The sequence below is a fragment of the Micromonospora sp. DT178 genome, assembly GCF_049841695.1.
Classification (GTDB): domain Bacteria; phylum Actinomycetota; class Actinomycetes; order Mycobacteriales; family Micromonosporaceae; genus Micromonospora.
The window spans coordinates 325132-349970 of sequence record NZ_JBNCKV010000006.1 but is presented as its reverse complement, the minus strand read 5'-3'; the positions used below and the strand labels follow the sequence as shown (position 1 = coordinate 349970).

Below are 24839 nucleotides of genomic sequence, written 5' to 3'. Positions count from 1 at the left end.
CCCCGCTCCCCCGTCGGGCGCGGGGTCAGGCCCCGGTGACCGCGCGCAGCCGGCGTCGCGTGCCCATCGCCACCGCGCCCGCCAGCACCAGGCCGACCGTCATGGTGACCAGCATCGGGCTGGACTCCCCCGGCAGCAGCCCGGCGAGCGACCGTGACGCGGTGCCCAGCGCCAGGTAGAGACCGGCCCAGGCCGCCGCGCCGAGCGTCGCGCAGCTGAGGAAGCGCGGGTACGACATCCGCAGCCCGCCCCCCGCCAGCGGCAGCAGCGCGTTGAACACCGGCAGGAAGGGCGCGACCAGCACCATCCGGCCGCCGCCGCGCTGGAGGATCCCCTCCGCCGCCGCCCAGCGCGCCTCGCCGATCCAGTCGCCGAGGCGGCTGCGCCGCAGGCGTTCGCCGTACCGGCGGCCGGCGAGGAAGCTCAGCGACCAGCCGGCGAGGCAGCCGGCCACCACGACGGCGAAGGTGGCGGCCCCGGTGGTCGGGCCGCCGACCCCCGTCGCGGCCAGGATCGCCACGTCGCCGGGGACCAGCACCCCGAGCAGCGGTACGGCGTCGAAGAGCATCACCACCCCGAGCACCCCCATGAGCAGGGTGGTGGGGAGCTCTCCGAGCTGGGTCAGCCAATCCGCCATGCCCGTACGCTATGGCCGCCCGGCCACCCGGGACATCGGGTCCGATCCCCCACCGCCCCCTGGTATCGGGCTCGGGGTCGACCCTGAGAGCCCGTGGGTCACCGGGGGCGCAGCACCTGCACCCGGCGCACCGTCGAGTCGACGGAGGGCTCGGTGGTCGGCACGGGGTAGCTCGCCACCGTCGCCAGCACGCCCGGCGGCAGGTGGCCCCGGCCGGGATCGCCCACCAGCACGTCGGTGCCCGCGGCGGCGGCCCGTCGCAGGAAGGGCAGCACCCGCGCCGCCATCGTCGCGTCGTAGAGCACGTCCCCGGCCACCAGCAGGTCCACCCCGTCGAGGTCGGAGTCGAGCAGATCGCCGCCGGTGGCCGCGACCGTCACATCGTTGGCCCGGGCGTTGACGGTGACCGCCGCGACCGCGTACGGGTCGATGTCGTTGGCGACCACTCGCTCGGCGCCGGCGAGCGCGGCGGCGATCGCCACCAGGCCGGACCCGGCGGCGAGGTCGAGCACCCGGCGGCCGGCCGCGAGGTCGGGGTGGTCGAGCAGGTGGCGCGCGAGGGCCTGTCCACCGGCCCAGACCGAGGCCCAGTACGGCGCGGGCAGGGCGTGCCCGGCCTGCGCCTCCATCCGGGCCCACCACACGATGGCGTCCTCGGCCAGGTGCAGCCGCACCTCGGGGACGAACGGGATCCGCACCAGCCGGAGCCGGTCCAGCCCGCCGCCGGGAGCGTCGATCTCCCGCTCGATCTCGGTCAGCGCGTCGGCTGTGGCACCCCTCATCGGGGCAAGCATGCCTCAGCCGACCTCGCACCGCCCGGCTTTCGCGTCGCCGCGCCGAGAGTTCGGCCAGCGGATCGGGGTTCGGCCGGTTACTCTCGGGGTAGCACCGGGCGATCATTCGGTCGACGACCGAAGGTTCACCCGCTTTGGAACAGGGAGAGATGCATGGCAACCGGCACGGTTAAGTGGTTCAACTCGGAAAAGGGCTTCGGCTTCATCGAGCAGGATGGCGGAGGGCCGGACGTGTTCGTCCACTACTCGGCCATCGCGTCGAGCGGTTACCGGGAGCTGAACGAGGGCCAGAAGGTCGAGTTCGAGGTGACCCAGGGTCAGAAGGGTCCGCAGGCGGACAACGTCCGTCCGCTGTAGATCCCGTGCCGGTGGCGGCGGCCAACTGACGGCCGCCGCCGCAGGGCGTTTTCAGGGCCGCTTCGGCGCGGCGGGCAGGTCCCGTCGCCGCCGTAGCGGCCCGATCAGCAGAATCGCCGGGGTGAGCGCGAGCCAGCCCGTCATCACCGCGATCGCGGTGCCGGCCCCGTGGGCCGCGCCGACCGCCCCGGCCAGCACCGCAGCCAGCGGGATCGTGCCGTAGTTGAGCATGTGCATGCTCACCGTGACGCGGCCCAGCAGGTGGTGCGGCGTGTAGGTCTGCCGGAAGCTGCCCTTGAGCACGTTGCCCACCGCCACCCCGAGGCTGACCAGCATCCCGCCGATCGCCGGCAGGGCCAGTCGGCCGCCGGGCCCGGCGAGCGGGATCAGCAACGCCGGTGGCCCGGTGAACGCCGCCGCCAGGAGCATGGCCCGGGCGGTGCCGAGCCGACGGCCGAGCAGGGTCGCCGACAACGCGCCGACGATGCCGCCGAGACTCATCGCCGCGACCAGCAGGCCCACCGGGGCCGGTGCGAGTCGCGCCTCCCTGACCAGGAAGACCACCAGGACCGCCTGGTAGCCGACCAGGCCGACGTTGCTGGCCGCCCCGAAGGCGGTGAGCACCCGCAGGTACGGGTCCCGGGCGACGAACCGGATACCCTCGCCGATCTCCCGCCGCAGCGACCGCGAGGGCCCGACGCGCTCGGGACGCCGCTCGACGGTGCGGATGCGCAGCAGGCAGGCGGCGGAGAAGAGGAAGCTCAGCGCGTCGAGCAGCAGCGCGGTGACGGCGCCGGCGGCCTGTGCGACCACGCCGGCGAGACCGGGGCCGAGCACGTAGCTCGCGGTCTGGGTGGCCTGGAGCTTGGCGTTGCCCTCCGGCACCTGCTCGGGGCGCAGCAGCACGGGCAGGTAGACCTGGTCGGCCGTCTCGAAGAAGACCCGGGCCAGGCCGGCGCCCAACGCCACCACCAGCAACTGCGTCAGGGTCAGCACGCCGAGCACGGCGGCGACGGGGACGCTGAGGAACAGCAGCGCCGAGACCAGGTCACAGGCGATCATCACCGGCCGGCGGGGCAACCGGTCCACCCAGGCGCCGGCCGGCAGGCCGACGAGCAGCCACGGCAGCCAGGCGGCGGCGGTGAGCACCGCGACGCCGAACGTGCTGGCGTCGAGCACGGTCACGGCGACCAGGGGCAGCGCCACGGCGGTGACGTTGCTGCCGACGGCGCTGGCGGTCTGCCCGGCCCAGAGCAGCCGGAAGTCCCGGTGCCGCAGCAGCCCGTCCCGGGGCGCCACCGGCTGGCCGGCGGGCCGTACCGCAGGGTCGGCGCCCGAACGGCGCACACCCGCCGGCGGGACGGCCGTGGTGCCGGCGGTACGCGTCGGCGGGGCGGCCGTGGCGCCGGCGGTACGGCCCGGCGGCATGGCGTCGGCGGGCGGCGTCACGGCGTGGCCGGGATGCCGTAGGCGAACAGGAAGACCGGCTCGCGTTTCTGCCTGTCGTCGGGCACGTCCCGCTCGCCCCACCGGGTGAGCACCTCGTTCAGCTCGCCGGCCAGTTGGGCGAGTTCGGCGTCGGTCAGGTGCAGCCAGCGGTCCGTGGAGAACGGCCCCTCCGGCCAGGCGGCCTGGCTGGCCTCGTCGGTGGCGTGCCACGCGCGGGCGAGGGCGACGTGCCGGTCCAGGTTGAGCGAGGTGGCGGCATCGGCGACGGCCCGGGCGGCGGGGTCGGCGTCGAAGTCCGACTGGGACCAGCGGACGCCCCGGGTGACCAGGCGCCACCAGCGTTCCCGCCGGTCGCGGGCCAGCTCGGGCGCCTCCTCCACCAGCTCGGCGCCGGCCAGCACCTTGAGGTGGTGGCTGACGTTCGCCGGCGCCTGACCGGTCCGCTCGGCGAGCAGGCCGACGGTGGACGGGCCGTGCACCTTGAGCACGTCCATCAACCGGCGGCGCAGCGGATGGGACAGCGCGGCGAGCACCCGCGAGTCGGTCACGTGGCGTACGTCGGGTTTCGTCATTCCGCCAGCCTGACATCGGCAACAGCAGTTGCGCAACACCTATTGCGCAACTGCCGTTGTCGATCTTCGCGGCGGGATCAGGCCGCCAGGCGGCGGGCCAACTCGTCGGTGACCTGCTGGGCGATGGTGGGCGGGATCGCCTCCGCGATCTGTTCCGGCGAGAGACCGGCGAGCACACCGGCGACGATCGCCTGCTCGTCGCTGAAGTCACTCTCGGAGAGGGCTTTGACCTGGGCGACCAGCGCCGGGTAGGCCCGCGCCATCGCGAGCATGAGCATCAACGGCGACTCCGCCAGCGGCGGGGTCAGCAGACCGGCCGTCCCGACGGGCGAGATCAGCCAGTTGCGCAGGTTCTCCAGGTCGGCGAAGACCTGGCCGACCGTACGGGTGGGCACCCCGGTGTTGTAGGCGAGCTTGTCGGTCTGTTCCATGTCGGACTCCTCTGCTGGCGGTGCGATCAATCCGATGGTCGTCAGGTAGCGGCGGAACAGCGGGGTCTGGTCCCGGTTCGCCTTGATCGAGTCGCGGAAGAAGCTGAAGTGGGTGTGCCACAGGTGGGAGTTGTCCCCGCTCGTTCGTTTGCGCAGGCGGTCCCACCGTCGGACGACCTTGCCGTCCGGGGAGTAGATGATCTCGCGGATGTCCCGGCTGTCCGGGGTGTCGTCGGCGCACTGCGCCACGCACCAGGTGGAGAAACCGCGCAGGTCGTGCGTACGGCCGCCGGCACGGACCTCGAAGAGGCCGACGTCGAGCGCCGCCGCGTCGAGGGTCAGGCCGGCGGAGTCCCGGGGCGACTCCACGACGGAGTAGTCCCCGGTCACCACCCGGTCCGAGCCGCAGTGGTAGCCGCCCCGGTGGGCGGGGTCGCCGACGATGCCGACCTCGGCGGGTTCGAGGTCCTGACCGCGGACGGTGTCGGGGTCGACGTTGAGGTGGTCGAGCAGCAGGCGGCGGACGGCCAACAGGTTTTGCGGTGCCCGCGTCATGGGTTCCCCCTTGCGGATGGTTCGGGGGCCGGGCACGACAGTGACACCGCGTAGGCGGTGCGGGGCCTCACGCGCGGGCCCGACCGAGTGGTGCACAGCGTCGGGCAGTGGCCCAACCATAGCCCCATCGATTGATATATGCCCAGCTCAGAGCAGTTTTTTCAGCTGGGAGAAACCTGTGACGCTGGCGGCATGATCGGTAGGACCACACCGGACGGACACTGTGGATCGTGCAGGATCTCGCGCCATCCGGCACGCAGGGTGACTGCCGTGCCGAGGGGTTCACCGGTGCCGGGGTTGCGCGCGTAGCGGGGGTGGGCGCCGCCGGAGACCTGCACCCGCAGCCGGTGCCCCGGCGCGAACCGGTGCGCCGTGGGCCAAAGCTCCACCGGCACGCGCACCACGCCGGCCGCGTCGGCGGGGAACCGGTCGGGCGTGACCCGGACCAGGCCGTCGCAGACGTTCCAGGACCGGCCGCGCCGGTCCACGTCGCACAGCCGCACGAAGACGTCCAGGTGGGACAGCTCGCTGCGCAGGTGGATCTCGGCGCGTACCGGACCGGTCACCTCGACAGGCGCGTCGAGCGGGGCGCTGGTGAAGGTGAGCACGTCGGGCCGGGCCTCGACCGGGCGGTTGTCCACCGGCCCGGCCCGCTGGGCGACCAGCAGCGGCCCGCCGAGCGAGGGCGTCGGGTCGGCCGGGTCGTAGTGGAAGCCGTCCGGCGCCGACGGGACCGGCGCGGCGGTGCTCAGCCCGCCCGCCGGGTGCAGGTGCCACGGGGTCGGCACCGCCGGGGGCGGCCAGTCGGGCAGGTCCCGCCAGCCGCCACCGGCACCGCCGACGTGCACCCGCACGGGGGCCGCCGCACCGGCACCGGCCCGCGCCCGCGGAGGCCGCCCGGCGAGGTGGACGTCGAGGTGGTCCAGCCCTTCGCGCAGCGCGGCGAGGAGGAGCCCGGGGCTGCCGTGGGTCCACGGCCCGACGGTCAGCCGGGGACGGGCGCCGGCCGCGCGCAGCGCCGCGAAGTCGCGCAGTTGGGCCGGCAGGAAGATGTCGTGCCAGCCGCTCACCATCACCACCGGCGCGTGGACCTCGGCGATCCGGTCGCCGAAGACGCGCGTACGCCAGTAGTCGGCGTCCGGGGTGTGGTGGCGCAGCCACTCCTGGAAGAACGGCACGGTCACGCCGGTGGCCACCCGGTCCGCCTCGGCCAGCGGCAGGTGGGCCAGCGCCGCGACCAGCCGGGGCTGGCCGCGCTTGAGTTCCCACTGCCGGGCCAGCCACGGCACGGTCTGCGCCTGGAGCAGCTCGGCCCAGGTGAGCACGGCGTCCAGGGCGAAGGACTCCCCGGCGTACGTCGAGTCGCGGGTGCCCGAGGCGGTCACCACCGCGACCATCGCCCGCAGTTCCTCCCCGGCATCGGCGGCCAGGGCCCACTGCACGAAGCCCTGGTAGCTGGCGCCGAACATGCCGAACGCGCCGGACCACCAGGGCTGGCGGCGCAGCCAGTCGAGGGTGTCGAGGCCGTCCTCGCGCTCGTGCACCAGCGGGGCGAAGGTGCCACCGGAGCCGAACGTGCCGCGGCAGGACTGGATCACCACGTGGAAGCCGCGTTCGGCCACGAGCCGGCCGAGCAGCCGCACGGGTCCGCCCCGCCCGTACGGGGTGCGGATCAGCACCGTCGGCGCGCCGGGCAGGGCCGGGGCGTAGTGGTCGGTGCGCAGTGACACGCCGTCGCGGGCCCGCACCCGGATGCCCCGGGTGAGGGTGACCCGGCGGATGCGCGCGGGCGGCAACCGCAGCGCGGCGGTGGCGAGGCGGGCTGCCAGCCGGTCCAGCACGACGTCAGCCGCTCGCGCGCCGGGCCGGCTCGTCGCGGGCGGCGCGCACCGCGTCGCGGTGCTCCCCCATCGAGGCGGTCATCGCGGTCATGAACCGGTGCACCACCTCCAGCTCGTCGTCGCTGAAGCCGGCCACCACGTCGTCGGTGCGCCGGCCCAGGGGCCGGAAGAACTCCATGGCCAGCGCGGCGCCCCGCTCGGCGTAGTGCAGGAAGACCTTGCGCCGGTCGGCGGTGTCGCGGTCGCGGCGGATGTGCCCGGCGCGCTCGAGCCGGTCGATCAGGGCGGTGACCGAGCCGGACGACAGGTTGAGCTGCTCGCCGAGGCGGCCGGGGGTGATCGGCCGGCCGACCAGCTCGGCGTCCATCACCGCGATCAGCGCCTGCAGGTCGGTGGCGTTGAGCCCGTGCAGGCCGGCGAAGGCGTGCCCGATGTGCTGCGCGTCGACCGAGTAGCGCCGCAGCTCGGTCCCGATCTCGGCGACCAGCCGCTCGCGGCGCGTGTCGCGCCGCCGGTACATGCCGTGACCTGCCACGTCGTCGCCGCCTCCCGCCCTTGCGTTCCGGTTGCAGCATAACTCAGCAGTCGATAATCTCGTTTATCAAGATACTCGACGGCCGGCCCTTTGCGTCGTTCGCGAGGTCTGACCCGTCGAAGGAAATCCGCCGAGAGACCGTGAAGGGCATCCGATGTCAGTGTTCACCCGCGTGGCGCGCGGACGGCTCGCCGCGTGGCTCACCGTGGTCGCCGCGATCGTCTTCGGGGCGGCCGTCTTCGCGCTGCCCAAGCCCGACAACCCCGCGCCCGTCTCCGCCACCGGCCTGTCGGTGCAGTGGCAGTCGACCCAGGTGGAGCGCCTCCAGGACCAGCTGCCCTCCCGCGACGTCCAGCCGGCGATCGTCGTCGTCAGCCGCGCCGACCGGGCGGCCCTCACCGAGGCCGACCGCGCGGCCCTGACCGGCCAGTCCGGTGACCTCGGCCGGTTCGCCGTCGGCGGTCGCGTCAGCCCGCCGCAGGTCTCCCCCGACGGCACCGTCGCGCTCGTCGCCGTGCCGCTGTCCACCGCTGGCGGGCAGGAGGAGACCGCGGGCCGGATCGACGAGCTCCGCGCCTCCCTGGACGACGTGCCGGCCGGCCTGAACGTGGAGGTCACCGGCGGGCCCGCGTTCGCCACCGACCTGACGAAGGTCTTCGACGGCGCCGACACCACGCTGCTCGCCGTCACCGCCGGCGTCGTGGCGCTGCTGCTGCTCGTCACCTACCGCAGCCCGTTCCTGTGGATCGTGCCGCTCGTCGTCGTCGCGGCGACGGAACAGCTCACGCTGCGCGCCCTCGACACGGTCGTCCCGGCCTTCGGCATCAACCTGCCCGGCGGCGCCGTCACCGGCATCGCCAGCGTCCTCGTCTTCGGCGCCGCCACCAACTACGCGCTGCTGCTCATCGCCCGCTACCGCGAGGAGCTGCGCCGCGAGGAGGACCGCTTCGTGGCGATGCGCGCCGCGCAGCGTCGGGTCGCCGAGCCCATCCTCGCCAGCGGCTCCACCGTCGTCCTCGGCGTGCTCACCCTGCTGCTGTCGGAGCAGGAGCTCAACCGCGCCCTCGCCGTGGCCTGCGCCACGGGCGTCGTCCTCGCCATGCTCTCGGCGCTGTTCGTCCTCCCGGCGGTCCTGGTGATCTTCGGGCGCGGCCTGTTCTGGCCGTTCGTGCCCCGGGTCGGCGGAGAGATCCGCGAGGGCCGGCTGTGGGGCCGGCTCGGCGCCGCCGTCGAGCGCCGTCCCACGCCGGTCGCGCTGCTCGCGACGCTGCTGCTGGCCGGGCTCGCCCTCGGCGGGCTCGGGATCCGCACCGGCCTGTCGGAGACCGAGCAGTTCCGGGTCAAGCCGGAGGCGGTCGCCGGCGCGGAGACCCTCGCGCGGTCCTTCCCCGCCGGCACGACCCAGCCGGTCGCCGTGCTCACTACCCCCTCGGCGGTGCGGGCCGTCACGGACACCGCCGCCGGGATCCCCGGCGTCGCCTCCGCGCGGCCCGGCGAGGCGGGCGCCCAGGTCGCCCAGGTCGACGTCGTACTGGAGGCCGAGCCCGGCACCGAGGCCGCGAACCGGGCCGTCGAGGCGCTGCGGGACGCGGTCGCGGCGGTCCCCGGCTCCGCCCCGCCCGCCGTCGAGGGCGCACCCGCGTTCGACGGCGCGGTGGTCGGCGGCGCCGTCGCCGCCACCTACGACGAGAACGAGGCCAACGGCAGGGACCTGCGGCTGATCCTGCCGATCATCCTGCTGCTCGTCGGCGCGGTGCTGGTGCTGCTCCTGCGCGGCCTGGTCGCCCCGCTGCTGCTGGTGCTCACCGTGATCGCGTCGTTCTTCGCCAGCATCGGCGCGTCGTGGCTGCTCTTCGACCACGTGCTGGACATGCCGGCGCTGGACAGCGGCGTCCTGCTGCTGGCCTTCGTGTTCCTGGTGGCGCTCGGCGTGGACTACAACATCTTCCTTGTCACCCGGGCCCGCGAGGACGCCCGGCGCAGCGGCACCCGCGCCGGCATGCTCTCGGCCCTGCGGGTCACCGGCGGCGTCATCACCAGCGCCGGCATCCTGCTCGCCGCGGTCTTCGCGGTCCTCGGCGTCCTGCCGCTGATCCTGCTGACCCAGATCGGGATCATCGTCTGCATCGGCGTCCTGCTGGACACCCTGCTCGTGCGGACGGTCCTGGTGCCGGCGCTGGCGTTCACGCTGGGCGACCGCTTCTGGTGGCCGGGACGCATCACGCGCGAGCCCGCCGACGGCGGGGACGACGCGTCGGCGGGACGTGAGGTGGCGACCACCCGGGACTGACTGGTCCGCCGGAACGGGGCCGTGGCGTCACCGCCACGGCCCCGTCGCGCGTCCCGGACACGCCGGCCGCCGCGTCGTGGGCGCTGGTGGGGCGGACCGCGTGCACGGCGCGGCGACGGCGACTCACGCGTCGGCGCGGGCCGCCACCTGTTCGGGCTCCGCCGCGTCGTCGCCCACCGCCCTGTCGCGGGTGGCCCAGGCGACCACGAACAACGCCGTCCAGGCCACCCCGAGCAGCACCGCCGTGGCGCTGCCGCTGGCGGCGCTCAGCCCCAGGTAGAGGCGGGCGCCGACGATGCCGACCACCCCGGCCGCCGCGGCCGTCCAGGCGGCCACCGCCACCGGCCAGCGCGCCCGCCGGGACAGCAGCCAGGCCAGGGTGCAGAGGCTGGCCGCCACCACGGCGTTCTGCGTCGGGAACAGGGCGGCGTCCCGGCCGTCCGGCCCGCCCGCCGTCGGCCCGGCCAGGTCGACCACCACGGCCAGCACCACCAGCGGCACGAACGCCCCGACCGTGCCGACCACGCTGAGCAGGTCCGCCCGCCAGGGCCGGTGCCGCCAGGCCAGCACCGCCGCGACGACGGCCACCAGCACGATCAGGTACGAGCCGCGCAGCGCCGAGACCACCGCGAGCGTGACGTCGACCGCCCCGGGCGTACGCCGGTCGGCGAACCAGTCGGCGATCGCGCCGTCGAGCACCGACAGGCCGCTGTGCCGGACCACCGCCCCGAGCACCCAGGCGATGGCGAGCCCGGCCAGGAAGAGCAGCAGCAGGCCCGCGACCAGGTTGATCAGCAGCGTCCAGGCCGGCCCGACGTGCATGGCGAGCAGGAAGAACAGCACCCCGTACCGACCGCGGAGCCAGCGCACCGGCCGCAGCCCCGCCGCCCGCGACGCCAGCGCCCGCGCCGGATCCGGGTTGCGGCCCAGCCACCGCCCCGCCAGCACCACCGCCACCAGCGCGGCCACCAGCACCAGCACCGCGCCGGTGGCGCGCCCGAGCAGCCGGGAGACCGTCTCGTACGACTCGCCGGCCAGGTTGCCGACGAGCACCGAGCCGCCCACCCAGGTCACCACCCCGGCCAGGTTCCACGGCGCGAACCGCCGGTACGGCATCCCGGCCGCCCCGGCCAGCCGGGGCACCAGGGTGCGGGCGAAGGCCACCCAGCGGGCGGTGAGCACCCCGCGCCCGCCCAGCCGGCCGAGCATCGCGTCCGCCCGGCTCCACCGCTCGTGGCCCACCCGCGCGCCCAGCCGGCCGGCGCGCAGCCGGGGCCCGTGCCGCCGGCCCGCCCGGTACGCCAGTGTGTCGCCGATCACTGCTGCAAGGATCATCACCAGCAGCGCCGGTACGAGCCGCAGCGTCCCCGCGTACGCTAGGAAGCCGACCAGCAACAGGGTCGCCTCGCCCGGCACCAGCAGACCGAAGATCACGGCGGTCTCCCCCGCGACGACAATCGCGGCGATCACATAGATCAGCAGGGGCGGCAGGCCCTGCAGCAGGGTCAGCAGGTCGTGCATCGGGCCCCCATTCCCACGGGGGTCAGCATGCCAGGCGCTGAAACGGTCGGAACATCAGTTTCGGCAGAGATCCGGGTCATTCGCGGGTAGACCCCGACGCGTGCCCCGGCAACCGCAGACAGGAGTATGGAGGGTATGCAGCTTCGCACCGACCTCCGCAACGTCGCCATCATCGCCCACGTCGACCACGGTAAGACGACCCTGGTCGACGCCATGTTGCGGCAGGCCGGCGCCTACGGCGCCCGCGGCGAGGTAACCGAACGGGTCATGGACTCGATGGACCTCGAACGGGAAAAGGGCATCACCATCCTGGCCAAGAACACCGGCGTGCGGTACCTGCCGGCCGACGGCTCCGACCCGGTGACCATCAACATCATCGACACCCCCGGCCACGCCGACTTCGGCGGCGAGGTCGAGCGCGGCCTGACCATGGTCGACGGGGTGGTGCTGCTGGTGGACGCCAGCGAGGGCCCCCTGCCGCAGACCCGGTTCGTGCTCCGCAAGGCGCTCAAGGCGCGTATGCCGATCATCCTGGTGATCAACAAGGTCGACCGCCCCGACGCCCGGATCAAGGAGGTCGTGGACGACACCTACGAGCTCTTCCTCGACCTGGACGCCGACGAGGAGCAGATCGACTTCCCGATCGTCTACGCCTGCGCCCGCGACGGCATCGCCTCGCTGACCCAGCCCGCCGACGGCGCGGTCCCCGACGACAGCACCAGCCTGGAGCCGTTGTTCCGCACCCTGCTGGACACCATCCCGCCGCCCGCGTACGAGGAGGAGGCGCCGCTGCAGGCGCACGTCACCAACCTCGACGCCTCCCCGTTCCTCGGCCGGCTGGCGCTGTGCCGGGTGCGGCAGGGCACCATCAGCAAGGGTCAGACGGTGGCCTGGTGCCGCACCGACGGCAGCACCCAGCGGGTCCGCATCTCCGAGCTGCTGATGACCGAGGGCCTGGAGCGCAAGCCGGCCGACTCGGCGGGCCCGGGCGACATCATCGCCGTCGCCGGCATCCCCGAGATCATGATCGGTGAGACCCTCGCCGACGCGGAGGACCCGCGCCCGCTGCCGCTGATCACCGTCGACGAGCCGGCCATCTCGATGACCATCGGCACCAACACCTCGCCGCTGGTCGGCCGGGTCAAGGGCGCCAAGGTCACCGCCCGGATGGTCAAGGACCGGCTCGACAAGGAGCTGGTCGGCAACGTGTCGCTGCGGGTGCTGCCCACCGAGCGCCCCGACGCGTGGGAGGTGCAGGGCCGCGGCGAGCTGGCGCTGGCCATCCTGGTCGAGCAGATGCGCCGCGAGTCCTTCGAGCTGACCGTCGGCAAGCCGCAGGTCGTCACCAAGGAGATCGACGGCAAGACCTGCGAGCCGGTCGAGCGGCTCACCATCGACGCCCCCGAGGAGTACCTGGGCGCGATCACCCAGCTGCTGGCGACCCGCAAGGGCCGGATGGAGCAGCTGGTCAACCACGGCACCGGCTGGATCCGGATGGAGTGGCTGGTTCCGGCCCGGGGCCTGATCGGCTTCCGCACCGAGTTCCTCACCGACACCCGGGGCACCGGCATCCTGCACCACGTCTTCGAGTCGTACGAGCCATGGTTCGGCGAGCTGCGCACCCGCAACAACGGCTCCCTGGTCGCCGACCGGGCCGGCGCCGTGACGTCGTTCGCGATGATCAACCTTCAGGAGCGCGGCCAGCTCTTCGTCGAGCCGACCACCGAGGTGTACGAGGGCATGATCGTCGGGGAGAACTCCCGCTCCGACGACATGGACGTCAACATCACCAAGGAGAAGAAGCTCACCAACATGCGCGCGTCGACCTCCGACGAGACCGAGAAGCTGATCCCGCCGCGCAAGCTGTCGCTGGAGCAGGCCCTCGAGTTCTGCCGCGAGGACGAGTGCGTCGAGGTCACCCCGGCCGCGATCCGGATCCGCAAGGTGGTGCTCGACCAGACCACCCGTGGCCGGGCCGCCGCCCGCCGCAAGCACGCCGGCTGACGTACGACCGCAGCCGATCCCGGAGCCCGGACCGCCCCACGTGGTCCGGGCTCCGCCCGTTCCCGGCCCCACGGCAGCGGTCAGGCGGGGCGGGTGGCGAGGAAGGCGAACAGGTCGGGCACCGGACCGGAGCCGGCCTCGGCCGTGCGGACCAGGGTCAGACCGGCGTCGGTGACCGCGTTAAGCAGGTCGGCCAGCGGCACGTGCCACGCGCCGACGCGCACCCGCACCCCGTGCGGCGTCCACGCCCGGAAGCTGCGCTCCCGCTCGGCGTAGCCGCCGTCGATCACGATCCGCTGCGGGTCGGAGCGGTCGGCGAACGCCCCGGTGAAGCACGGGTGCACTCCGACGTGGACGAACCGCCCGCCCGGCGCGAGCACCCGCGCGGCCTCGGCGATCACCGCCGCGTAGTCGGGCACGTCGGTGTGGGCCAGCACGCACGCCACCGCCGGCACCGAGGCGTCGGCCACCGGCAGCGCCGCCGCGTCGGCGCGGGCCACCGGCAGGCGCGGCCGGGCGTGCCGCAACTGCCCGGCGGACAGGTCGACCCCCACCGGGTCCCAGCCCAGCCGGCGCAGCTCCGCCGCCTGGAGCCCGGTGCCGCAGCACAGGTCGAGGCAGCGGCCGGGGCCGGGCCCGAGCAGGTCGCCGAGCCGGGCGCGGACCCGGGTCATGTAGTCGCTGGACGTGTCGGTGGCGAACGCCTCGTACCAGTCGGCGTGCGCGTCGTAGGCGGCAACCGTCATCCCCGCACGGTACGAGCGATCGCCCCGGCCCGCCGCCCCGTCGGCGATCCGTTACGGTCAGCCGCATGACCTGGGACGAGCTCGACGCCCATCTGGACGGGGTGCCCGGCACCGTGTCGGCGTACGTGGGGCGGGTCGGCGCCGCCCCCACCTGGACCCGGCACGCCGACGCGACCCACTACGCGGCCAGCACCATGAAGGCGGCGGTGCTCGTCGCGCTGCACCGCGCCGCCGAGGCCGGCACCCTCGACCTGGACGCGCCGGTGCCGGTGCGCAACGAGTTCGACTCCGCGCTGCCCGGCGCGCCCCGGTTCTCCTGCGCGCGGCACTACGACAACGACGAGGCCGTCTGGGAGCGGCTCGGCGGCGGCGCGCCGCTGCGCTGGCTCGCCCACCGGATGATCGTCCGCTCCAGCAACCTCGCCACCAACCTGGTCATCGGCCACGTCGGACTGCCGGCGGTGGCACGGGTGTGGGACCTCGCCGGGGCCCGGTACAGCGTCACCGGCCGGGGCATCGAGGACTTCGCGGCCCGCGAGGCGGGCGTCACCAACCTCGTCACCGCCGCCGACCTGGCCGCGTTGCTCGGCGCGCTGGGCGCCGGCGCGGGCACCCCGGGCCCGCTGGCCTCGCCGGCCGGCTGCGCCGCCATGCTCGACGTGCTGTTCGCCCAGGAACACCGCGAGGACCTCGCCGCCGGGCTGCCCGAGGGCACCCGGATCGCGCACAAGAACGGCTGGGTGCGCGGCGTGCGCCACGGCGCCGGGGTGGTCTTCCCCGACGACGCGCCGCCGTACGCCGTCGTCGTGTGCACCACCACCGACCTCGCCGACGGCGGCCCCGGCGGCGAGGAGGACGACGACGCCTGCCGGCTGATCGCGCGGGTGTCCGCCGCCGCCTGGGACGCCCGCCGCGACCTGCGCCCCTGACGCCTCACTCCAGCAGCTGCCCCCGCAGCGCCGCCAGCACGTCGTCGGTCACCCCGAGCCCGTCGCGCAGGTACGCCCCGAACGACCCGTGCACCCGACGCACCTCCGCGTACGCGGCGTCCAGGTACTCCTCGCGCACCTCCAGCACCGGGCGCACCGCCTCGACGTCCAGCCCCGGCATCCGCCGGCGCATCGCCTCCAGCAGGACCTCCCGCAGGCTCTCGGTCAGCCGGTTGTTCGCCAGGTAGTCCGCCCGGATCGCCGCCTCGTCCACGCCGAGGGCGCTGAGCAGCAACACCGTCAACCAGCCCGTGCGGTCCTTCCCCGCCGAGCAGTGGTAGACCAGCGGCAGGTTCTCCGCCCGGGCCGCCAGCCGCACCGCCGCGCCGAAGTTCGCCCGCGCCGACTCGCCGCTGACGAACCAGCGGTAGATGGCCGCCATCGCCGCCGGGGTGCCCTGCTCCGCCAGGGCCTCGTACGCGCCCAGGTCGTGCCCGAGCAGCACCGCCGAGACGTACGTGAAGACGGGGTGCTCGGCGTCGTGCACCGGCAGGTGCACCACCCGCGGCTCCCCGGTGAGCCGGTCCGGCGGGGCGACCGCCGTCTCCGAGTGGTCCCGCAGGTCGACCACGCAGGCCGGGCCCAGCTTGGCCAGCACCGGCAGGTCCTCGTCGGTCAGCCGACCCAGCGCCGGGGTGCGGATCAGCACCCCGGGACGCACCCTCCGGCCGTCGACGCCGACGAGGCCGCCGAGGTCCCGCGCGTTCGGCGCGCCCACCAGTTCCCAGCCCTGCTCGCTTCGCCCGCTCATGCCGGCGCTCCGCTGCGCTCCGTGCCGCCCTGCGGCAGCACCGCCCCACGCCCGGTGACTCGCTCACTTCGTCCGCTCATGCCGGCCTCCCCTTCGCCTGCCCGTGCCCGTATAGGGTGCCGCACATGACGATCGCCGCGGTACGCACCCACCGGCTCTCCGCCCCCCTGCACACGCCGTTCGTCACCGCGCTGCGCCGCACCACCACTGTGGAGACCCTGGTGGTGGAGGTGGTCGATGCCGATGGCCGGTCCGGCTTCGGCGAGGCACCGCAGGTGTGGCAGGTGACCGGGGCGTCGGTCGCCGGTTCCGAGGCGTGCGTCCGCGAGCTGCTCGGCCCGGCGCTCACCGGCCGCGACGCCGACGACCTGGTGGCCCGCTGCACCGAGGTGCAAGGGGCGGTCGTCGGCAACGAGGCGGCCAAGGCGGCCGTCGACGTCGCGCTGCACGACCTGGCCGCGCGGCGGCTCGGCGTACCGCTGGTGCGGCTGCTCGGGGGCACCGCCCTGCGGGTGCCCACGGACGTCACGCTCGCCGCGGGCGACGCGGTGGACCTGGCGGCGGCGGCCCGGCAGCGGCGGGCGGAGGGCTTCGGCGTGCTCAAGCTGAAGGTGGGCACCGACGCCGCCGGCGACCTGGAGCGGGTCCGCGCGGTGCGTTCCGCCGTCGGCGACGGGGTCCGCATCCGGCTGGACGCCAACCAGGGCTGGACCCCGCGCGAGGCGGTCCGGGTGATCCGTGGCGTCGAGGACGCCGGGCTCGACGTGGAACTGGTCGAGCAGCCGGTCGCCCGCTGGGACCTGGACGGGCTGGCCTGGGTCAGCGACCGGGTGGACGTGCCGATCCTCGCCGACGAGTCGGTCTTCGGCGTCCGCGACCTGGTCGAGGTGATCCGCCGCCGGGCCGCCGACATGGTCAACGTCAAGCTCGCCAAGTGCGGCGGCCTGCATCCGGCCCGGACGCTGCTCGACCTCGCCGCCGCGCACGGCCTCGGCACCGTCGTCGGATCGATGATGGAGAGCCAGGTGGGCATCGGCGCGGCCGCGAGCCTGGTCGGCGCCTACGGCACCACCGCCGTGGCCGACCTGGACGCCGCCTGGTGGCTGGCCTGGTCGCCGGTGCGCGGCGGCCTGCGGTACGACGGCGCGACCGTCGTGCTGCCGGACGCGCCGGGGCTCGGCATCAGCTCCGTGACTGAAGCAAAGATGCAGACTACTTGTTGATGCCCGTCGAAAACTTTCATATGGTCGCGGGAACGATCGGCGCGAGCTGGGGGTGGACGTGGAGCTGCAACCGGGCCGGGAGGCCGTGGTCCGGGTCGCGGTCGCGACCCTCTGGAGCTGCCCCGAGGCGGTACGCCCCGTCGACGGCCCCGCCCTGGCCGCGCGTACCGACATCGCCGCCTGGATCTCCGGCATGGACACCGACCAGCAGGTCGGCGACTGTGTGCTGAGCCAGCTGCTGCTGGGCGAGCGGGTGCTGGTCACCGAACTGCGCCCGGACGGCTGGGCCCACGTGGTGGCGGTCGAGCAGCCGGCTCCCCGGCTGCACCCGCGCGGCTATCCCGGCTGGCTGCCCACCGAGCAGCTCGCCCCGGTCGCCGGCACCGCCGACGCCGACCCGCTCGTGGTCGACGCCACCGTCACCGCGCTGCGCGACGCGCCGGGCGGCGCCGAGGTGCTTCCCGGGGTGATCCTGGGCACCCGGCTGATCCCGGCCGGGCCGGCGGTCGACGGCTGGCAACCGGTGCACGCGCCGGCCCACTCCGCGCCGCTCTGGCTGCCCGGCGCCGACGCGGTGCCGATGCCCACGACTCCCCCGTCGGCCGACGAGGTGCTGGCCGTCGCGCAGCGCCTGGTCGACGTCGTCTACATCTGGGGCGGGGTGTCGGCGCACGGCATCGACTGCTCCGGCCTGGTCCACCTGGCCTGGCGGCGGCTCGGCGTGCTGCTGCCGCGCGACGCCAGCGACCAGGCGACGGTGACCACGCCGGTGCCGCTGGGCGCGGAACGCCCCGGCGACCTCTACTTCTTCGCCCGGCCCGGACGCCGGATCCACCACATCGGGATCGTCACCGCCGACCCGCGCCCCGGCGACGACCGGCGGATGCTGCACGCCTGCTACCTGCGGCGTCGGGTGCTGGAGGAGCGGCTGCCCGACGAGCGCACCGCCACCCTGGTCGGCGTGCACCGCGTCTGACCCGCGTACGGCACGAGAGGGGCGCTCCCGACCCGGAGCGCCCCTCTCGTCGCGTCGCGTACGCCTCAGTGGCGGGCGTCGGTCAGCACCCGCCGCCGGTCGCGGGAGGACTTGACCAGGCTGGCCACGGTGGCCACCGCGAGGGTGCCGAGGATGATCGTCAGTGACAGCCAGATCGGGATGTGCGGGGCCCAGGAGACGTGCTCGCCGCCGTTGATGAACGGCAGCCTGTTGTCCGCGAGGGCCTCCAGCACCAGCTTGACGCCGATGAAGCCGAGCACCACGGCCAGGCCGTAGCTGAGGTAGATCAGGCGGTTGAGCAGGCCACCGAGCAGGAAGTAGAGCTGCCGCAGGCCCATCAGCGCGAAGACGTTGGCGGTGAAGACCAGGTACGGCTCCTGGGTGATGCCGAAGATCGCCGGAATCGAGTCGAGCGCGAAGATCAGGTCGGTGGTGCCGATGGCGATCATGACGATCAGCATCGGGGTGAAGATCCGCTTGCCCTTCACCGTGTGGGTGGTCAGCTTGGCGCCGTCGTAGTCCCGGGAGATCGGCAGCGCCTTACGGCTCCACCGGATCAGCAGGTTCTCGGAGAACTCGTCCTCGTCGGGCTCGCCCTGCCGGGCGAGGTTGATCGCGGTGTAGATCAGGAACGCGCCGAAGATGTAGAACACCCAGGAGAACTGCGAGATCAACGCGGCGCCGGCCGCGATGAACCCGCCCCGCATGACCAGCGCCAGCACGATGCCGATGAGCAGCACCTTCTGCTGGTACTGCCGGGGCACCCCGAAGCGGGCCATGATGATCACGAAGACGAACAGGTTGTCGACCGAGAGGCTGTACTCCGTCAGCCAGCCGGTGTAGAACTGCCCGGCCGCGCTGGCCCCGGAGGCCAGCCAGACGCCACCGCCGAAGAGCAGGGCCAGGGCGACGTAGAAGCCCACCCAGAGGCTCGACTCACGCACGCTGGGCTCGTGCGGCCGTCGACCGACGATCAGCAGATCCACGAGCAGGATCCCGGTCAGGGCGACGAGCGTCCCCGCCCAGACCAGTCCGGACACGTCCAAGGTTCATTCCTCCGGCAGACACGCAACGACGGGCACACCGTACGCCCTCGGTGGACGCGGTGTGCCGGCGACGCTGACTCTGGTGACTGACGGAGGTCTCTTCCGTCGCCGTCCCCGAGGGGGCGGCGACCGACGGGCCGGGTCGCGCATCCAGGATCGGCGCTCGACCGTGCTGACGACTCCGTCGCGGGGGAATACTCCCCTCCTCGCCCGTCATTCTTGCCCACCGCCGCCAGTGGCCGCATCCCGGGTCGTGAGTGTCCTTTCCCACCCCGGGGCATCGATGCTGGTGGGCGGGTCACATCGAGATCGGCCACACCGCCCGTAGGGCATCCTAGGAGGCTAGGTGCTCCTGGTCGGCGGCGACCATCGGGTCCGCCAGCGGCCAACCCGCCGCGAGCAGGGCGTCGCAGGCGGCCACCGCGACAGCCAGTCGCCGCCGGTGCGGGCCGGTCAGCTCGACCACCGGCACCCCGCAGCCGGCCAGTTCCGCCCGGAACCGCCCCGTCATCCACGCCCGCAGGTGCTCGCCGTCGCGCAGCCCGTCGTCGTCGAAGGGCACCCCGACGTGGTCGGTCAGCAGGTACAGCGCGGGCCGCCGGGCCGCCGCGCGCACCCGCGCCGACGTCGACCCCAGGTACCGCTCCTCCCAGACGGCGGTGGCCCGCGCGTCCGTGTCGCAGAACAGCAGCGGGCCGCACGACCTCGCCGTGGCGTCCTCCGCCGCCTGCTGCTCCCGGACCACCTCGGCGAAGTCGTCGCGGTCCCAGACCACGTCGAAGACCGTGGCCGCCGGATCCCGCCCGCGCAGCCGGGCCAGCTTCCGCGCGGTCAGCTCCCGGCCGTACTCCGGGACCCAGCGGGTGCCGTAGTGCGCGGCGAGGGCGGCGGCCATCGTGGTGGTGCCGGTCGACTCCGCGCCGAGGACCACCACCCGCCGGACGAACCACGCCCGCACCGGCGCGCTGAGCCGGTCCCAGTGGCCCGCCGGGTCCGCGCGCACCGCCGTCCCCGACACGGGCACGCCGCGCCGCCCCGGGTCCACGCAGACCGACACCGCGTCGAACCGCCGGGCCAACTCCTCGCCGTACGCCTCGGAGGAGAAGACGGCGTCCACTGGCGCCCCGCCCAGCGCCTCCCGGAAGACCGCGCAGTGCAGGTCCCAGACCGCCGGGTCGGCGTAGTCCACCGGGTGGTCGTCGTAGCGGCCGACGAAGCGGACCCACGGGGTGGCCGCGTGCGCCTCGCGCAGCCAGTCGAGCCGCAGCGCGAGCGGAATCGACTCCCGGCGGGACGGCGCCACCACCACGGTGACGGCCGCGCAGCGGGCGGCGGCGGCCTCGATCAGCGCGTGGTGGCCCGCGTGCGGTGGATAGAACTTGCCCACCACCATCGCGTGCCGGAACTCCGGCGCGGCCGGCCCACCGCCGAGGCCCGCCTCCCCGGTCACGCCGCCGACGCCCGTCGCCCCGGTCACGCCGTCGGCGGGGCCCGCCCCGGTCACGCCGCCGCCGGCGCCGGGCCCGGGGGCACCGGGGTCGGGGCGGCGCCGCGCCGCAGGTCCGCCCGCCACTCGCGCAGCCCGAGCACGCAGAGCCCGAGGAAGATCACGTAGAGGGCCGCGGTGAGGTACAGGCCCTTGTAGGTGTACAGCGGGATGTAGATCAGGTCGGCGGCGATCCACAGCCACCAGCTCTCCACCCGCTTGCGGGTCTGCCCGTACGTCGCCAGCAGCGACAGCGCGGTGGTCAGCGCGTCCGGCAGCGGCACGGTGGAGTCGGTGGCCCGGTCCAGCAGCGCCCAGAGCCCGCCGGTCAGCACCACGCCCGCCGCCGCCAGCGCCCACCACTCCCGGCCACCCGTCCGGCCGACCGTGAGCCGGGTGCGCCGCTCGCCGCCGTACAGCCACGCCCACCAGCCGTACAGGCCCAGGCCGACGTAGACGACCTGGAGGCCGGCGTCGGCGTAGAGGCCGGCCGTCCAGAACAGCAGCATCAGCAGCAGCACGTTGGCGATGCCGACCGGCCAGTTGGCGATCCGCTGCCGGGCCACCAGCCAGACATTGAGCACCCCGGTGGCGAAGCCCAGCAGCTCCGCCCAGGTGGTGCCGGTGCCCGCCACGGTGAACGCCGTGCCGGTCAGCCAGTCGATCATTCGCCTCCCCTTTCCGCGCGCCCACCCTAGATCCGCCCGGCCTGCGGGAACAGGCCCCCGCGGCGTCCGGCCCGCACGGCGGCGTGAAAGGCTTCCGGGCATGGTGCTTGAGGTCGCGCTCATCGACGTACTGCCGGGACACGAGAACGAGTTCGCCGCCGCGTACGCCAAGGGGCATCCGGTGCTCGCCGGCACGCCCGGCTGCCGGTCCGTGCGGATGACCCGGGGCGTCGAGTCCCCGAGCCGGTTCGTGCTGCTGGTCGAGTGGGACTCGGTCGAGGCCCACAACGACAACTTCCGCGCCACCGAGCGCTTCGCGCAGTGGCGGGCGCTGATCGGCCCGCACTTCGCCAACCCGCCGCTGGTCGAGCACTTCGTGGACGTGCCGGCCTGAGCTGTCGTACCCCTGCCCTAGGGTGCGCCGTGCACGCGACGGCCGCCGGTCCCGACGGGCTCGGGGGCGCCGGGCCCGGTTGCCGCGCGGCGCCGGGTGCCCGACCGCCGGGCGGCCTCCGCCGCCACGGGTGAGCCGGGCTCAGCCGGCGGCGAGCCGGCTCAGCGTCACGACCGTCTCCTCCGGGCCGAGGGCCGCGTCCAGCAGCCAGCCCGTGAGCTGCTCGTAGCGGTCGACGTCGGCGAGCGTCACCAGCCGCACGTCGGTGGTGAGCGCCTCCAGCATCACCGTGCGCGGGTCGGCCGGGTCGGGGAACGAGTAGCAGGAGTACGGCGTGAGCGGCTGCGCCCCGCCCCGCGCGGCGACGCCCCGCGGCAGCAGCCGGATCGTCACGTGCGGCAGGGCCGCCAGCTCGACCAGGTGACGCAGCTGCTCCCGCCACACCTGCGGCGGGGTGTCGCCGGCCTCGCAGACCGCCTCGGCGAGCAGCGCCGTGTAACGGGGCGGATCCGTCCGCCGCAGCACCTCGTGCCGCAGCCCCCGGGCGCGCACGTCGGCCTCCACGTCGAGGGCCGGGTCGAGCAGCCGGCCGGCGGCGATCCGCAGCCGGGCGTACGCCGGAGTCTGGAGCAGCCCCGGCACGACGGCGGGCTGCCAGTCCACGATGCTCGCCGCCCCGGCCTCCAACTCGGCGTAGGTGCGCTGCCGCTCGCCCATCTCCCCCAGCGCCTTCCACCAGCCCCGGCTGGTGGCGGCGTCGCGGGCGATGACGATGAGCGCGTCGCGCTGCGGCGGCGGCACCTCGTAGACGTCGAGCAGGTCGAGCACGTCGGCCAGGTCCGGCCGGCTCTGCCCCAGCTCGATGCGGGACAGCTTCGAGGTGGAGGCCCAACCCAGCCGGTCACAGACCTGCTCCAGGGTCAGCGCCTCCCGTCGTCGCAGCTGACGCAGCTCGGCGCCCAGCCGGGCGCGACGAATGACCGGACTCGTTGGCAACGGCATCCCCAGCCTCCCCACCGAGGGAGAGTAGGGCAGGACGATCACTGAGCGCAATAGGTTGCTCGCGTACCGCAATCAGCCGCCCGGTCGCCAGCCACCGCCGCCCAGGTGGGGGGCGGGACCGGGCCGCTCACTTCACGCCGGCCGCGTCCATGCCCCGTAGCTCCTTCTTGAGGTCGGCGACCTCGTCGCGGATCCGGGCCGCCAGCTCGAACTGGAGCTCCCGCGCCGCGGCCAGCATCTGGTCGTTGAGCTCCTGGATGAGCTGGGCCAGCTCGGCCCGGGCCATCCCCTCCCGCGCGGGCCCGGCGCCGCCGGTCCGGCTGCGGCTGCGGGTCTCCTTGACCGGTGCCTTGCCCCGGGAGAGCTGCCGTACGGCCCCGCCGACGCGGCTGTTCTCGGTGTCCTCCGCCTCGCGGTAGATGTCGTCGAGGATGTCGTGGATCTTCTTGCGCAGCGGCTCGGGACTGATGCCGTGCGCCTCGTTGTGCGCGATCTGCTTGTCCCGCCGCCGGTTGGTCTCCCCGATCGCCTCCGCCATCGACGGAGTGATCTTGTCGGCGTACATGTGCACCTGACCGGAGACGTTCCGCGCCGCCCGGCCGATGGTCTGGATCAACGACCGGCCGCTGCGCAGGAAGCCCTCCTTGTCGGCGTCGAGGATGGCGACCAGCGACACCTCGGGCAGGTCGAGACCCTCCCGGAGCAGGTTGATGCCGACCAGCACGTCGTAGTCGCCCTTGCGCAACTCCCGCAGCAGCTCCACGCGGCGCAGCGTGTCGACCTCGGAGTGCAGGTAGCGCACCCGGATGCCGTTCTCCAGGAGGTAGTCCGACAGGTCCTCGGCCATCTTCTTGGTCAGCGTGGTGACCAGCACCCGCTCGTCGCGCTCGGTGCGCAGCTTGATCTCGTGCATGAGGTCGTCGATCTGGCCCTTGGTGGGCTTGACGACGACCTCCGGGTCGATCAGACCGGTGGGCCGGATCACCTGCTCGACGAACTCGCCCTGGGCCTGCTCCAGCTCCCACGGGCCGGGCGTCGCGGAGAGGAAGACCATCTGGCCCACCCGCTCCAGGAACTCGTCGAAGCGCAGCGGCCGGTTGTCGGCGGCGCTGGGCAGCCGGAAGCCGTGGTCGATCAGCATCCGCTTGCGGGACGCGTCGCCCTCGTACATCCCGCCGATCTGCGGGATGGTCACGTGCGACTCGTCGACGACCGTGAGGAAGTCGTCGGGGAAGTAGTCGAGCAGGCAGTGCGGCGGACTGCCCGGCAGCCGGCCGTCCATGTGCATCGAGTAGTTCTCGATGCCGGAGCAGAACCCGACCTGGCGCATCATCTCGATGTCGTAGGTGGTGCGCATCCGCAGCCGCTGCGCCTCCAGCAGCTTGCCCTGCCGCTCCAGCTCGGCCAGCCGCTCGGCCAGCTCGGCCTCGATGTCGCGGATCGCCCGCTCCATCCGCTCCGGCCCGGCCGCGTAGTGGGTGGCCGGGAAGATGACCAGCCCGTCGACCTCCTTGACCACGTCGCCGGTGAGGGGGTTGAGGTAGTAGAGCTTCTCCACCTCGTCGCCGAAGAGCTCGATCCGGACGGCCAGCTCCTCGTAGGCCGGGATGATCTCCAGCGTGTCGCCGCGGACCCGGAAGGTGCCCCGGTTGAAGGCCATGTCGTTGCGCGAGTACTGGATGTCGACCAGCCGGCGCAGCAGCTGGTCACGGTCGAGCTCCTGCCCGACCGCGACCCGCACCGCGCGGTCGAGGTATTCCTCCGGGGTGCCCAGGCCGTAGATCGCCGAGACGGTGGCCACCACGATCACGTCGCGGCGGGTGAGCAGCGACATGGTCGCCGAGTGCCGCAGCCGCTCGACCTCCTCGTTGATCGAGGAGTCCTTCTCGATGTAGGTGTCGGTCTGCGGGATGTAGGCCTCGGGCTGGTAGTAGTCGTAGTAGGAGACGAAGTATTCGACCGCGTTGTGCGGCAGCAGCTCGCTGAACTCCTTGGCCAGCTGCGCGCAGAGCGTCTTGTTGGGCGCCAGCACCAGCGTCGGCCGTTGCACCCGCTCGATCAGCCACGCGGTGGTGGCGCTCTTGCCGGTGCCGGTCGCGCCGAGCAGCACGGTGTTGCGGTCGCCGCGCCGGACCCGACGCTCCAGCTCGTCGATCGCCGCCGGCTGGTCGCCGGCCGGCTGGAACTCGCTGATGACCTGGAAACGGCCGTCGAGCCGGGGAATGTCGAGCGCCATGACCCCAACGGTACGCCGGGGGTCCGACACCGCGGCGCGACTACGCCCGGTCCGTGATCGGCTTCGATATTCGCATTGTGTGGCGCATCTCACCGGACTACGCTCTCCGTGTAGGCCGCTCGCGGCGGCCGCCCGGGCAGGTGGCCAGGCCGTCACGGCCGGCCCGCCCCCGGCACAGGGGTCGCAGCACCCGGCACTCCCGGCGTGCGCACCCGACGTGGTCGCGCGTGAGGCGCTGACCGGCCGCCGCGAGCGCCCCTGCTCGTCACCCCACGGGGGTGAATCCCGTTCAACCTCCCGTGGAGACCTCCGCCG

22 protein-coding genes are annotated in these 24839 nt (G+C 73.9%); 7 read left to right on the top strand and 15 right to left on the bottom strand.

Going from position 1 to position 24839, the window contains the following annotated elements; genetic code table 11:
- Nucleotides 1-25: 25 nt before the first annotated feature.
- Both ACLQ22_RS14585 and ACLQ22_RS14580 read right to left on the bottom strand, forming a co-directional pair.
- A complete protein-coding gene (locus tag ACLQ22_RS14585) occupies nucleotides 26-637 on the bottom strand; it encodes a DedA family protein (RefSeq protein ID WP_425692720.1) in 612 nt (203 codons plus the stop codon).
- 98 nt (nucleotides 638-735) lie between these two features.
- Complete coding sequence (locus tag ACLQ22_RS14580; protein WP_425692719.1) at nucleotides 736-1419, bottom strand: class I SAM-dependent methyltransferase; 684 nt, start codon at nucleotides 1417-1419, stop codon at nucleotides 736-738.
- Between the two features lie 165 nt (nucleotides 1420-1584).
- Between ACLQ22_RS14580 and ACLQ22_RS14575 the strand changes: the two genes are divergently transcribed.
- The gene (locus ACLQ22_RS14575) at nucleotides 1585-1788 is read left to right on the top strand and encodes a cold-shock protein (protein WP_088961229.1); all 204 of its coding nucleotides are present in this window, start codon (nucleotides 1585-1587) and stop codon (nucleotides 1786-1788) included.
- 51 nt (nucleotides 1789-1839) lie between these two features.
- On the opposite strand, the gene ACLQ22_RS14570 is transcribed toward ACLQ22_RS14575, so the two are convergent.
- The 5 genes from ACLQ22_RS14570 to ACLQ22_RS14550 all read right to left on the bottom strand — a co-directional run bounded on the left by ACLQ22_RS14570 (nucleotide 1840) and on the right by ACLQ22_RS14550 (nucleotide 7156).
- Nucleotides 1840-3237: an MFS transporter gene (locus tag ACLQ22_RS14570; protein ID WP_425692718.1), complete on the bottom strand. Its 1398-nt coding sequence runs from the start codon at nucleotides 3235-3237 to the stop codon at nucleotides 1840-1842.
- A complete protein-coding gene (locus ACLQ22_RS14565) occupies nucleotides 3234-3809 on the bottom strand; it encodes an ArsR/SmtB family transcription factor (RefSeq protein ID WP_425692717.1) in 576 nt (191 codons plus the stop codon). Before ACLQ22_RS14565 ends, ACLQ22_RS14570 begins: the two co-directional genes overlap by 4 nt.
- Nucleotides 3810-3886: 77 nt before the next feature.
- A complete protein-coding gene (locus ACLQ22_RS14560; protein WP_425692716.1) occupies nucleotides 3887-4795 on the bottom strand; it encodes a hypothetical protein in 909 nt (302 codons plus the stop codon).
- Nucleotides 4796-4956: 161 nt separating this feature from the next.
- On the bottom strand, nucleotides 4957-6636 hold the full coding sequence (locus ACLQ22_RS14555) for a CocE/NonD family hydrolase (protein ID WP_425692715.1): 1680 nt from the start codon (nucleotides 6634-6636) through the stop codon (nucleotides 4957-4959).
- Nucleotides 6637-6640: 4 nt separating this feature from the next.
- Nucleotides 6641-7156 carry a MarR family winged helix-turn-helix transcriptional regulator gene (locus tag ACLQ22_RS14550; RefSeq protein ID WP_425692714.1) on the bottom strand — a complete coding sequence of 172 codons (516 nt, stop codon included), beginning with the start codon at nucleotides 7154-7156 and terminating at the stop codon, nucleotides 6641-6643.
- A 169-nt stretch (nucleotides 7157-7325) separates the two neighbouring features.
- On the opposite strand from ACLQ22_RS14550, the gene ACLQ22_RS14545 reads away from it, so the two are divergent.
- Complete coding sequence (locus ACLQ22_RS14545; protein ID WP_425692713.1) at nucleotides 7326-9461, top strand: MMPL family transporter; 2136 nt, start codon at nucleotides 7326-7328, stop codon at nucleotides 9459-9461.
- A 123-nt stretch (nucleotides 9462-9584) separates the two neighbouring features.
- On the opposite strand, the gene ACLQ22_RS14540 is transcribed toward ACLQ22_RS14545, so the two are convergent.
- Nucleotides 9585-10982, bottom strand: coding sequence for a DedA family protein (locus ACLQ22_RS14540; protein WP_425692712.1), 1398 nt, complete (start codon nucleotides 10980-10982; stop codon nucleotides 9585-9587).
- A 135-nt stretch (nucleotides 10983-11117) separates the two neighbouring features.
- Between ACLQ22_RS14540 and typA the strand changes: the two genes are divergently transcribed.
- Nucleotides 11118-12986, top strand: a complete 1869-nt coding sequence (typA, locus tag ACLQ22_RS14535; protein ID WP_425692711.1) for a translational GTPase TypA — start codon at nucleotides 11118-11120, stop codon at nucleotides 12984-12986.
- Nucleotides 12987-13066: 80 nt separating this feature from the next.
- Here typA and ACLQ22_RS14530 read toward each other — a convergent pair whose 3' ends face one another.
- A complete protein-coding gene (locus ACLQ22_RS14530; RefSeq protein WP_425692710.1) occupies nucleotides 13067-13732 on the bottom strand; it encodes a class I SAM-dependent methyltransferase in 666 nt (221 codons plus the stop codon).
- Nucleotides 13733-13797: 65 nt separating this feature from the next.
- Between ACLQ22_RS14530 and ACLQ22_RS14525 the strand changes: the two genes are divergently transcribed.
- Nucleotides 13798-14661 (top strand): serine hydrolase, encoded by an 864-nt coding sequence (locus ACLQ22_RS14525; protein WP_425692709.1) that lies wholly within the window; start codon nucleotides 13798-13800, stop codon nucleotides 14659-14661.
- A 4-nt stretch (nucleotides 14662-14665) separates the two neighbouring features.
- Here ACLQ22_RS14525 and ACLQ22_RS14520 read toward each other — a convergent pair whose 3' ends face one another.
- On the bottom strand, nucleotides 14666-15472 hold the full coding sequence (locus ACLQ22_RS14520) for a tyrosine-protein phosphatase (RefSeq protein WP_425692708.1): 807 nt from the start codon (nucleotides 15470-15472) through the stop codon (nucleotides 14666-14668).
- A gap of 125 nt (nucleotides 15473-15597) precedes the next feature.
- On the opposite strand from ACLQ22_RS14520, the gene ACLQ22_RS14515 reads away from it, so the two are divergent.
- Both ACLQ22_RS14515 and ACLQ22_RS14510 read left to right on the top strand, forming a co-directional pair.
- Nucleotides 15598-16695, top strand: coding sequence for a mandelate racemase/muconate lactonizing enzyme family protein (locus ACLQ22_RS14515; protein WP_425692707.1), 1098 nt, complete (start codon nucleotides 15598-15600; stop codon nucleotides 16693-16695).
- Between the two features lie 58 nt (nucleotides 16696-16753).
- The gene (locus ACLQ22_RS14510) at nucleotides 16754-17671 is read left to right on the top strand and encodes an NlpC/P60 family protein (protein WP_425692706.1); all 918 of its coding nucleotides are present in this window, start codon (nucleotides 16754-16756) and stop codon (nucleotides 17669-17671) included.
- A 65-nt stretch (nucleotides 17672-17736) separates the two neighbouring features.
- Here ACLQ22_RS14510 and ACLQ22_RS14505 read toward each other — a convergent pair whose 3' ends face one another.
- From ACLQ22_RS14505 to pnuC, 3 genes are all read right to left on the bottom strand, one after another.
- Nucleotides 17737-18738, bottom strand: coding sequence for a TerC family protein (locus ACLQ22_RS14505; RefSeq protein WP_425692705.1), 1002 nt, complete (start codon nucleotides 18736-18738; stop codon nucleotides 17737-17739).
- Nucleotides 18739-19072: 334 nt separating this feature from the next.
- Nucleotides 19073-20242 carry an AAA family ATPase gene (locus ACLQ22_RS14500; protein ID WP_425692704.1) on the bottom strand — a complete coding sequence of 390 codons (1170 nt, stop codon included), beginning with the start codon at nucleotides 20240-20242 and terminating at the stop codon, nucleotides 19073-19075.
- The gene (gene pnuC / locus ACLQ22_RS14495; protein ID WP_425692703.1) at nucleotides 20239-20892 is read right to left on the bottom strand and encodes a nicotinamide riboside transporter PnuC; all 654 of its coding nucleotides are present in this window, start codon (nucleotides 20890-20892) and stop codon (nucleotides 20239-20241) included. The genes ACLQ22_RS14500 and pnuC overlap by 4 nt, the downstream gene beginning before the upstream one ends.
- 100 nt (nucleotides 20893-20992) lie before the next feature.
- Between pnuC and ACLQ22_RS14490 the strand changes: the two genes are divergently transcribed.
- The gene (locus ACLQ22_RS14490; protein WP_425692702.1) at nucleotides 20993-21286 is read left to right on the top strand and encodes an antibiotic biosynthesis monooxygenase family protein; all 294 of its coding nucleotides are present in this window, start codon (nucleotides 20993-20995) and stop codon (nucleotides 21284-21286) included.
- A gap of 141 nt (nucleotides 21287-21427) precedes the next feature.
- Here ACLQ22_RS14490 and ACLQ22_RS14485 read toward each other — a convergent pair whose 3' ends face one another.
- Complete coding sequence (locus ACLQ22_RS14485; RefSeq protein ID WP_425692701.1) at nucleotides 21428-22288, bottom strand: helix-turn-helix domain-containing protein; 861 nt, start codon at nucleotides 22286-22288, stop codon at nucleotides 21428-21430.
- A 127-nt stretch (nucleotides 22289-22415) separates the two neighbouring features.
- Complete coding sequence (gene uvrB, locus ACLQ22_RS14480; RefSeq protein WP_121400642.1) at nucleotides 22416-24524, bottom strand: excinuclease ABC subunit UvrB; 2109 nt, start codon at nucleotides 24522-24524, stop codon at nucleotides 22416-22418.
- Nucleotides 24525-24839 lie beyond the last annotated feature (315 nt).